The 10025-nt window shown below is 60.5% G+C and carries 11 protein-coding genes; 9 read left to right on the top strand and 2 right to left on the bottom strand.

What is annotated here, in order from left to right; translation table 11 throughout:
- Positions 1-91 precede the first annotated feature (91 nt).
- A complete protein-coding gene (locus tag KGB27_RS29670; RefSeq protein WP_008030085.1) occupies positions 92-811 on the bottom strand; it encodes a FadR/GntR family transcriptional regulator in 720 nt (239 codons plus the stop codon).
- Positions 812-1013: 202 nt separating this feature from the next.
- Positions 1014-2750: an IlvD/Edd family dehydratase gene (locus KGB27_RS29675; protein WP_008030087.1), complete on the bottom strand. Its 1737-nt coding sequence runs from the start codon at positions 2748-2750 to the stop codon at positions 1014-1016.
- 193 nt (positions 2751-2943) lie between these two features.
- On the opposite strand from KGB27_RS29675, the gene KGB27_RS29680 reads away from it, so the two are divergent.
- The 9 genes from KGB27_RS29680 (at position 2944) to KGB27_RS29715 (ending at position 9900) form a co-directional block, all read left to right on the top strand.
- Positions 2944-4266 carry an MFS transporter gene (locus tag KGB27_RS29680; protein WP_008042870.1) on the top strand — a complete coding sequence of 441 codons (1323 nt, stop codon included), beginning with the start codon at positions 2944-2946 and terminating at the stop codon, positions 4264-4266.
- A 142-nt stretch (positions 4267-4408) separates the two neighbouring features.
- On the top strand, positions 4409-5401 hold the full coding sequence (araD1, locus tag KGB27_RS29685; RefSeq protein WP_223557280.1) for an AraD1 family protein: 993 nt from the start codon (positions 4409-4411) through the stop codon (positions 5399-5401).
- Positions 5402-5411: 10 nt separating this feature from the next.
- Positions 5412-6986 (top strand): aldehyde dehydrogenase (NADP(+)), encoded by a 1575-nt coding sequence (locus KGB27_RS29690; RefSeq protein WP_223557281.1) that lies wholly within the window; start codon positions 5412-5414, stop codon positions 6984-6986.
- 201 nt (positions 6987-7187) lie between these two features.
- Positions 7188-7484 (top strand): DUF5629 family protein, encoded by a 297-nt coding sequence (locus KGB27_RS29695; RefSeq protein WP_223557282.1) that lies wholly within the window; start codon positions 7188-7190, stop codon positions 7482-7484.
- A complete protein-coding gene (locus KGB27_RS29700; protein ID WP_223557283.1) occupies positions 7477-8646 on the top strand; it encodes a lactonase family protein in 1170 nt (389 codons plus the stop codon). Before KGB27_RS29695 ends, KGB27_RS29700 begins: the two co-directional genes overlap by 8 nt.
- Positions 8647-8801: 155 nt before the next feature.
- Complete coding sequence (locus tag KGB27_RS29705; RefSeq protein ID WP_008030101.1) at positions 8802-8981, top strand: hypothetical protein; 180 nt, start codon at positions 8802-8804, stop codon at positions 8979-8981.
- A gap of 211 nt (positions 8982-9192) precedes the next feature.
- On the top strand, positions 9193-9318 hold the full coding sequence (locus KGB27_RS31425; RefSeq protein WP_008030104.1) for a hypothetical protein: 126 nt from the start codon (positions 9193-9195) through the stop codon (positions 9316-9318).
- 115 nt (positions 9319-9433) lie between these two features.
- Positions 9434-9646, top strand: coding sequence for a hypothetical protein (locus KGB27_RS29710; RefSeq protein ID WP_008042879.1), 213 nt, complete (start codon positions 9434-9436; stop codon positions 9644-9646).
- A complete protein-coding gene (locus tag KGB27_RS29715; RefSeq protein WP_008030107.1) occupies positions 9643-9900 on the top strand; it encodes a hypothetical protein in 258 nt (85 codons plus the stop codon). Before KGB27_RS29710 ends, KGB27_RS29715 begins: the two co-directional genes overlap by 4 nt.
- Positions 9901-10025 lie beyond the last annotated feature (125 nt).

A 10025-nucleotide genomic window follows, 5' to 3' on the forward strand; every position in this document is an offset into this window, starting at 1 on the left:
GCTTGCTGGCGATGGCGGTGGGTCAGCCAACATATTTATCGTCTGAACAGACGCCATCGCCAGCAAGCCGGCTCCTACAGTGGATCGTGTTTTATGAGGGGTCGGCGCCCAGCACCACATTCAGCGCACTGCGTGCATCGTCCAGTTGCACCAGCGTTGCATGCCGTGCACCCAGCGCATCGCGGTTCTCGATGGCGGTGAGAATCGCCTTGTGCCGTGGCAACGCCAATTCATGCAGGTTCGGCCGCTGGTTGGAATGCTTCAACGCTTCGGCAATCGCCACCGACAGCATGTTGCACAGGTTCGCCAGCAGATCGTTGTGAGTGGCATCGGCGATGCGGCTGTGGAAATCCAGGTCCGGTTGCAACAGGGCTTCAGGCGTCGGCGCGGCTTCCATGCGTTGGTAGGCTTCACCGATAGAGGCAATGTCTTCGTCGGTGGCGAATTGCGCGGCGAGGGCCGCTGCTGCCGGTTCGATGATGCTGCGCACGCTGGTCAGCAGATCGAAGAACTGATTCTGCGGGCTGCTTTGCATCAGCCAGTGCAGCACGTCCGGGTCGAGCATGTGCCATTCCTTGCGCTGCTTGACCACCGTGCCGACACGCGGACGGGAATACACCAGGCCTTTTGCGACCAACACGCGAGTGGCTTCGCGCAGCACCGGACGGCTGACCGCGTACTCCTCGCACAACAGGGCTTCGGCGGGCAGTTTGTCGTCCGGTTTGAAGCGTCCCGAAACGATCTGCATGCCCAGTTCCTGGACAATGCGCGAGTGCATGCTTTTGCGGTCGGAGGGTTTGCGGTAATCCATGGGGAACGGCGCGATCCTGTGCGGGGGAGGTGCTGCGCATGATAGCAGGCGCGGCGAGGACGGTCGCCAGAGCAAGCACGGTCCTGAGGCAGATGAAGATCAAAAACTGTAGGAGCTGGCTTGCTGGCGATGGTGTGTCAGTCACCGTTGTGTCGACTGATACACCATCGCCAGCAAGCCGGCTCCTACAAGGGGTGTGGGGTTAGTGAGAGTGGCGGGGGACTTCGGCACCTCGGCAACCGACCAGGAAGTCGAAGTCGCAGCCCTGATCCGCTTGCAACACATGGTCGATGTACAGCTGGCGATATCCACCCAGGATCATCTGCTGCGGCGGTTGCAGATCGGCCATGCGCGCCGCCAGTTCGGCGTCCGGAATGTCCAGGTGCAGACGCCCGTTGGCGCAATCGAGTTCGATCCAGTCACCTTCCTTCACCGCTGCCAAAGGCCCGCCGGCCGCCGCTTCCGGTGCGACGTGCAACACCACCGTGCCGTACGCGGTGCCGCTCATGCGCGCATCGGAAATACGCACCATGTCCGTCACGCCCTGGGCCAACAGTTTGGCCGGCAAGCCCATGTTGCCGACTTCAGCCATGCCCGGATAACCCTTTGGTCCGCAGTTTTTCATCACCAGAATCGAGTTGGCATCCACGTCCAGTTCCGGATCGTTGATCCGCGCCTTGTACATGTCGAAGTTCTCGAACACCACCGCACGCCCGCGATGCTGCATCAGCTCAGCCGTGGCGGCGGACGGTTTGAGCACCGCGCCGAGTGGGGCCAGGTTACCGCGCAATACGCAGATGCCGCCGTCGGCGCGGATCGGGTTGTCGAGGGTGCGGATCACTTCGTCCTGGCCGTAGATCGGCGCGTCCTTGGTGTTCTCGCCGAGGGTCTTGCCGTTGACGGTCAAGGCATTTGGATTGGGAATCAGGTTGGCTTCGCCGAGGCGCCGCAATACCGCAGGCAAGCCACCGGCGTAGTAGAACTCTTCCATCAGGAAGCGCCCGGAGGGTTGCAGGTCGACGATGGTCGGCATGCCGCGACCGATGCGGGTCCAGTCGTCCAGCTCCAGTTCCACGCCGATGCGGCCGGCGATGGCTTTCAAGTGGATCACGGCGTTGGTCGAACCACCGATGGCGGCGTTGACCCGAATAGCGTTCTCGAAGGCTTCCTTGGTAAGGATTTTCGACAGTTTCAAGTCTTCGCGAACCATCTCCACCGCACGCATGCCGGACATGTGCGCCAACACATAACGGCGCGCATCCACCGCCGGAATCGCGGCGTTGTGGGGCAGGGAAGTGCCGAGTGCTTCGGCCATGCACGCCATGGTCGATGCGGTGCCCATGGTGTTGCAGGTGCCGGCGGAGCGGGACATGCCGCCCTCGGCCGCGAGGAAGTCATCGATGGAAATGGTGCCCGCTTTCACTTGTTCGCTGAGCTGCCAGACCACGGTGCCCGAGCCGATGTCCTGGCCCTTGTGCTTGCCGTTGAGCATCGGCCCGCCGGTGACGACGATGGCCGGCACGTCGCAACTGGCCGCGCCCATCAACAGCGCCGGGGTGGTTTTGTCGCAACCGGTCAGCAGCACCACGCCGTCAATCGGGTTGCCGCGAATCGCTTCTTCGACGTCCATGCTCGTCAGGTTGCGGGTAAACATGGCGGTCGGGCGCAGGTTCGATTCGCCGTTGGAGAACACCGGAAATTCCACCGGGAAACCGCCGGCCTCGATCACGCCGCGTTTGACGTGGTCGGCGATCTGGCGGAAATGCGCGTTGCACGGGGTCAGTTCCGACCAGGTGTTGCAGATGCCGATGATCGGTTTGCCGTGGAACTGGTGGTCGGCGATGCCCTGATTCTTCATCCAGCTGCGGTACATGAAGCCGTTCTTGTCGGCAGTGCCAAACCATTGGGCGGAGCGCAGGGTGGGTTTCTTATCAGACATGATCGATTCTCTTATTGTATGACTATATTGTTCTGGCTGAGGCGTAACATAAGCGTAATTCGATCTGTTTGGAAGTGTTGTTGCATAAATAGTATTACTATATAGTCCGCTCCAACGGAGGGAAGGCCCTGGCAGTTTTTGGCGAGAGGCGTCCCCCGAGGTTCTATAACAACAACAATCGGAGACCGATCTCATGAGCCAGGAACTGCGGCTTATTCGTCGCATCACGCTGAAACTGATTCCCTTCCTGATCCTGCTGTACCTGATCGCCTATGTGGATCGCTCCGCCGTGGGCTTCGCCAAGCTGCACATGGGCGCCGACATCGGTATCGGCGATGCGGCTTACGGCCTCGGTGCCGGGCTGTTTTTCATTGGTTACTTCCTGCTGGAAATCCCCAGCAACCTGATGCTCGAACGCTTCGGCGCGCGGCGCTGGTTTGCGCGGATCATGGTCACCTGGGGCGCCATCACCATCGGCATGGCCTTCGTTCAAGGGGCGCACAGCTTCTACGTGATGCGCTTTCTGCTCGGCGCCGCCGAAGCCGGGTTCTTCCCGGGCGTTCTGTACTACATCACGCAGTGGTTCCCGGTTCGCCATCGCGGCAAGATCCTCGGGCTGTTCATCCTCTCCCAACCGATCGCCATGCTGATCACCGGCCCGGTGTCCGGCGGCCTGCTCGGCATGGACGGCATCCTCGGATTGCACGGCTGGCAGTGGCTGTTCATCGTCATCGGTTCCCCGGCGATCCTGCTGACCTGGCCGGTGCTGCGTTGGCTGCCTGACGGTCCGCAACAGGTGAAATGGATGGATCAGCCCGAGAAAGACTGGCTGGCCGGCGAACTGAAAAAGGACCTTGAGGAGTACGGCCAGACCCGCCACGGCAATCCGTTGCATGCGCTCAAGGACAAACGCGTGTTGCTGCTGGCGCTGTTTTATCTGCCGGTCACCCTGAGCATTTATGGCCTGGGCCTGTGGTTGCCGACGCTGATCAAACAGTTCGGTGGCACTGATCTGGTGACGGGTTTCGTGTCGTCGGTGCCGTACATTTTCGGGATCATCGGCCTGTTGATCATCCCGCGCAGTTCCGACCGTTTGAATGATCGCTACGGCCACCTGGCGGTGCTGTATGTGTTGGGTGCCATCGGCCTGTTTCTCAGTGCCTGGCTGACGGTGCCGGTGCTGCAACTGGCGGCGCTGTGCCTGGTGGCGTTCGCCCTGTTTTCCTGCACAGCGGTGTTCTGGACCTTGCCGGGCCGGTTCTTCGCTGGCGCCAGTGCGGCGGCGGGGATCGCGCTGATCAACTCGGTGGGTAACCTCGGTGGCTACATCGGTCCGTTCGTGATCGGGGCGCTGAAGGAATACACCGGCAACCTGGCTTCGGGGCTGTATTTCCTCTCGGGTGTGATGGTGTTCGGGCTGATTTTGACCGGCGTGGTGTATCGGTTGCTGGAGCGCAAGCATGTGCTGCCGGCGGACCAGTTTGCAGCCAGCGCACGTGGCGCTTCCCGCATCTGACGCAAACCCTGTAGGAGCCGGCTTGCCGGCGATGGCGTCAGCACATTCAACATCATTGTCGACAGGCCGATCGCTATCGCCGGCAAGCCGGCTCCTACAGGGTTCTGCGGTGTTTTTGAGAATTGCTTACAGGAGAAAATTCATGCGTTTGGTTCAATTTGAATTGTTTAACGGCGAGCGCCGGGTTGGCGTGGTCGAGGACGGTCTGGTCCGTGAGGTGCAGGACGCGCGCACGGTGCGCGATCTGGCGTTGGCGGCGATCGAGGCGGGCGTCAGTCTTGAGCAGCAGGTGAACGCCCTGGGCCTGGGCATCAGCCACGACTATGCAGAACTGCTGGCGAAACTGCGCATCCTGCCGCCGCTGGACCATCCGGACCCGGCACACATGCTCGTCAGCGGCACTGGCCTGACCCATCTGGGTAGCGCCTCGGCGCGGGACAAGATGCATCAGCAGGCCGGCGACGAAGCAACGATGACCGACACCCTGCGCATCTTCAAATGGGGCGTGGAGGGTGGCAAACCGGCAGCGGGCCAGGCCGGTGTGCAACCGGAATGGTTCTACAAAGGTGACGGCAGCATCGTCGTTCGCCCCGGTCAATCGTTCCCGCTGCCGCCGTTTGCCGAAGACGCCGGAGAAGAACCCGAGCTCAGCGGTCTTTACGTCATTGGCCACGACGGCAAGCCGTATCGCCTCGGTTATGCGGTGGGCAACGAGTTTTCCGATCACGTCATGGAGCGCAAGAACTACCTCTATCTGGCGCATTCCAAACTGCGCAGTTGCAGTTACGGGCCGGAGCTTCGGGTCGGTGAGTTGCCGGAGCATCTGGCGGGCACGAGCCGCATTTGGCGCGACGGCGAAGTGCTGTGGCAGAACGAGTTTCTCACCGGCGAGGCCAACATGTGCCACAGCCTGGAAAACCTCGAATACCACCATTTCAAATACAGCCAGTTCCTGCGTCCGGGGGACGTGCACATTCACTTCTTCGGCACCGCGACCCTGTCCTTTGCCGACGGCATTCGCACCCGGCCGGGGGATGTGTTCGAGATCAGTCAGGCCGAGTTCGGTGCGCCGTTGATCAACGGCATTGCACCGGTTGAAGCGGCCTTCGAGCCCGGCACCATCGGCATTCTTTAAGGAGCAACCCATGATTCTTGGTCACAACTATATTGGCGGCCAGCGCAGTGCCTGCGGTAGCGTCAAACTCCAGAGCGTCGACGCCAGCACCGGCGAGGCGTTACCTCACGATTTCTATCAGGCCACGCCGGAAGAAGTCGATGCCGCCGCCAAGGCTGCCGCTGCCGCGTACCCCGCTTATCGCAGCCTGAGCGCCGAGCGCCGCGCGCAATTCCTCGATGCCATTGCCGATGAGCTGGACGCGTTGGGCGATGAATTTGTTGCCGTGGTCTGCCGCGAAACCGCGCTGCCTGCCGCCCGCATTCAAGGCGAGCGCGGTCGCACCAGCGGCCAGATGCGCCTGTTCGCCAAAGTGCTGCGGCGCGGTGATTTTTATGGCGCACGGATTGATCTGGCGCTGCCGGAGCGCAAGCCGTTGCCGCGTCCCGACCTGCGTCAGTACCGCATCGGCCTCGGTCCGGTTGCGGTGTTTGGCGCCAGCAATTTCCCGTTGGCATTTTCCACCGCCGGCGGCGACACCGCTTCCGCCCTGGCCGCCGGTTGCCCGGTGGTGTTCAAGGCGCACAGCGGTCACATGGCCACGGCCGAGCAGGTCGCTGATGCAATCCTGCGCGCTGCGGAAAAAACCGGCATGCCGGTTGGTGTGTTCAACATGATCTACGGCGGCGGGGTCGGCGAAGCGCTGGTCAAGCACCCGGCGATTCAGGCAGTCGGTTTCACCGGTTCGCTCAAGGGCGGGCGGGCGTTGTGCGACATGGCCGCTGCGCGTGCGCAACCGATCCCGGTGTTTGCCGAGATGTCGAGCATCAACCCGGTGATCGTCTTGCCCCAGGCCCTGGCCGTTCGTGCTGAAAGCGTGGCCCGTGACCTGACTGCTTCGGTGGTGCAAGGCTGTGGCCAGTTCTGCACCAACCCCGGTCTGGTGATCGGCATTCGCTCGGCGCAGTTCAGTGCGTTTGTGCAGCAGGTGGCGGGGTTGATCTACGATCAGCCTGCGCAAACCATGCTCAATGCCGGGACGTTGAGCAGTTATGGCCAAGGCCTGCAAAAACTCCTCGCGCATCCGGGCGTGACGCACCTGGCGGGTAATCCGCAGCAAGGCAATCAGGCGCAGCCGCAGTTGTTCAAGGCCGATGTCAGTCTGTTGCTCGACGGCGATGAAGTGCTGCAGGAAGAGGTCTTCGGCCCGACCACGGTGTTTGTCGAGGTGGCGGATCAAGCGCAACTCAGCGCTGCTTTAAATGGCCTGCACGGACAACTGACGGCAACGATCATTGGCGAACCGGCAGACTTCGAGCAGTTCGGCGAATTGACGGCGTTGCTGGAACAGAAGGTCGGACGAATCCTGCTCAACGGCTATCCGACCGGTGTGGAAGTCTGTGATTCGATGGTCCATGGCGGGCCGTACCCGGCGACGTCCGATGCGCGTGGCACCTCGGTGGGCACGCTGGCGATTGACCGCTTCCTGCGGCCGGTGTGCTTCCAGAACTACCCCGACAAGCTGCTGCCGGATGCGTTGAAGAACGGCAACCCGCTGCGTATTCAGCGGCTGGTGGATGGACAGCCTTCGCGTGATGCGCTCTAACGGCTGAACATAAATCCCTGTGGGAGCGAGCCTGCTCGCGATTGCGGACTGTCAGGCACATTGATGTTGAATGTGCCGCCGCTATCGCGAGCAGGCTCGCTCCCACATTTGGTCTGTGTGGTGTGGGAGTTTTGTGGTCGGCTCTGAGCCGCTCCCACATTGCGCTATCATTGCGTCTTTCCCCTTCAAAGATTGACTGCCATGACTGCCCCAACCGACACCTTGCTCAACGCCCTCGAACACTGCGGAATGGTGGAAATCGACGGCTTGCATGCCTTCGAATTCGCCCTTGATGTCGACGACAATCTGCACATCGAATGCATGGATGGTCGAGCGGCCAAACATTGGGAGTTCACCCCAGCGCAAATCGAGGCGGCGACCTTCGACACCACATTGCAGAGCTGGCTGATCAAGGACAACGGCGGCGAACACCGCCTGGTCTGCCTCGGCGACGTCGTCAGCGGCGATAACGAAGACGACGAACAAGAGGATGCGTAACCTCTGGCCGCTGTTGATCGCCGGCAGCATCGGCGCAATGGGTGTTCAGGCCGCATCTGCCGACGACTATCAATTGCTCGTGGGCTCCTACACCGCAGGGCAAAGCCAGGGCATTTATCGCCTGAGTTTCGACAGCGCCACCGGGCAGCTCGACGCCAAGCCGTTGCAAGTGGTCAACAGCAAAAACCCGTCCTGGTTGACCCTGTCCAACGATCAGCGTCACCTGTTCGTGGTCAACGAAAACGGCCCGGGGCAACAAGACCCGGTTGGGCGCGTCAGCAATTATGCGATCGACGCCAAAACCCATGCGCTGCGCCTCATCAATCAGGTCCAGAGCCTGGGCAACGAGCCGACCCATTCGAGCCTCAGCGGCGATGCCAGCCACCTGTTCGTCAGCAATTATTCCGTGAGTGAAGACCCGGGCGGCACGCTGGCGGTGTTGCCGGTGGGCGCCGATGGCACGCTCAAACCCGTGGTGCAAATGAGCAGTCATTCGTCCAGCCGGGTCAACCCCGAGCGGCAGATGTCGGCGCATGTGCATTCGACGGTGTCCTCGCCGGATGGCAAGTTTGTGTTCTCCAATGATTTGGGCGCGGACAAGATCTTTGTCTATCGCTTCGATCCGAAGGCCAACCCGGACTTGCCGTTGATCGCGGCCACACCCGCGTCGGTCCAGTTGCCGCCCGGCAGCGGACCACGGCATTTGCTGTTCAGCGCAGATGGCAAGCACGCGTGGCTGACCCTGGAAATGAGTGCGCAGGTCGCGGTGTTCGATTACCGCGACGGCACGCTTGAGCAAACGCAAATGGTCGATCTGGCGGCCGGGCAACCGACGTCGGACAAAGCCGCCGCAGCGTTGCATGCATCAAAGGATGGCAAGTTCCTCTACGTCAGCAACCGTGGCACTGCCAATCAGTTGCTGGTGTTTGCCATTGACCCGGCGACCGGCCACCTCAAAGAGCTGCAACGCCGTTCGGTGGAAGGGGATCACCCGCGCGAGTTCAGCCTCGATCCGAGTGGCAGGTTTGTGCTGATCGCCAATCAGAAGAGCAACCAGATTGTCGTCGTCGAACGCGATGCCAAGAGCGGCCTGCTGGGTAAAACCGTGCAGAAACTGCCGATGGATGCCCCGAGCGATCTGAAGTTCCTGGTGCGTCAATAGGCCGCAGGCCCCGGTTGATGGGGCCTGCATCCTTCTATTAATGACGCTGATATCTGCTACTGCTACAAAAGATTTCAAGGCGTCAGCCTCGGCAGTTAAGTTTGCTTCACGGCCCCACCGGGCAAGCAAGCCAACTGAATCCGAGGAATACCGCCATGAACTTCAATCTCTTCTCTGTCATCGCCGCATCCGCCATCTCTGCCACCGTTGCTCTGCCAGCCAGCGCCAACGTTGAAATCAGCGACAAAAAATCCCACGCCCAGAGCTACACCCAGAAATACCTGCAACAGAGCGCCAACTTCTACGCAGCCCTGGATCACAAAACCCAAGCCTGAAAGCCAAGCCCTGCACCCTTTATGCAGGAGCGAAGTCACTTGCGCGGATCAAGCTGAAAAGCTTCGAGAAAGCCTGAGTGATGTCGCTCCTGCATAACGCGTTTACGACAGCATCATATTGCTATTAATGCTGCGCTTGATATCACATGGCCATGAGTTTAAATTTGACGCTGATTTATTGACTCCTTCTACTATAAAAAGGATCGACAGCATGGCGATGCGTCTGGCCGTGGTACTTCTATTCCTCTATTCAACCCCCATTTTATCTGCCGCAACGCCCGTTCCAGGCGAGCCTGACGCTGCCCGAGAGCGCATGATGAGTTTTATCGAAGGCTGAAATAGACTGGCTTAATGATCAACGAAGCTGATGGTGACTATGGATAACCCTGAGTGGTTATCACAGCTTTTTTGATCGATTCTGTGGGCACTGAAACATGCCCACGGAGAACACCATGGCCAGCGCAATCCTCACTTCTGCCAAACACGGCGCCTACCTGGCCATCGGTCTTTACGTGGCGCTGGTGTTGGTTGTCAGCATTACCGCGCAATCTCAACACGAAACCGACGCACCGATTCAGGTCGCTTATCCCGCCATTCAGTTCGAGCACCGCGCACAAAACGCCGTGATCGATCACGCAGACGTGGCGGGAGTGACAGGGGCATGAAAGGGGGCAAACTCTGGGTCATCGCCTTCCTGGCGTTCATGACCAATGGCTCATCACTGTTGGGCATCGGACAAGCCTCGGCAGGTTCCGTGGCTCGCGCTATCGAAGCCAATCACAACCTCGCTCGCAGCATCGAAACCGAAAAGGCCATGGGCCTGCTGGCCGGTAATCCACCGATCAAACGCCAAGGCGATTTCTTCGGACCGTTCCAGGTCGATTGCTCGGTGCTGCAGATGTGCGAAGTATTCGCCTGAATCCTGATACGCCAACAACCCTTGTAGGAGCGAGGCTTGCCCGCGAAGCTTTTGGCGGGCTCGATGACCCCTTCGCGGGCAAGCCTCGCGCCTACACGGGGGGCGGTTATTTCTTCATGATCGAT

Source organism: Pseudomonas sp. BF-R-01 (assembly GCF_019946615.1).
GTDB classification, from domain to species: Bacteria; Pseudomonadota; Gammaproteobacteria; order Pseudomonadales; family Pseudomonadaceae; genus Aquipseudomonas; species Aquipseudomonas migulae.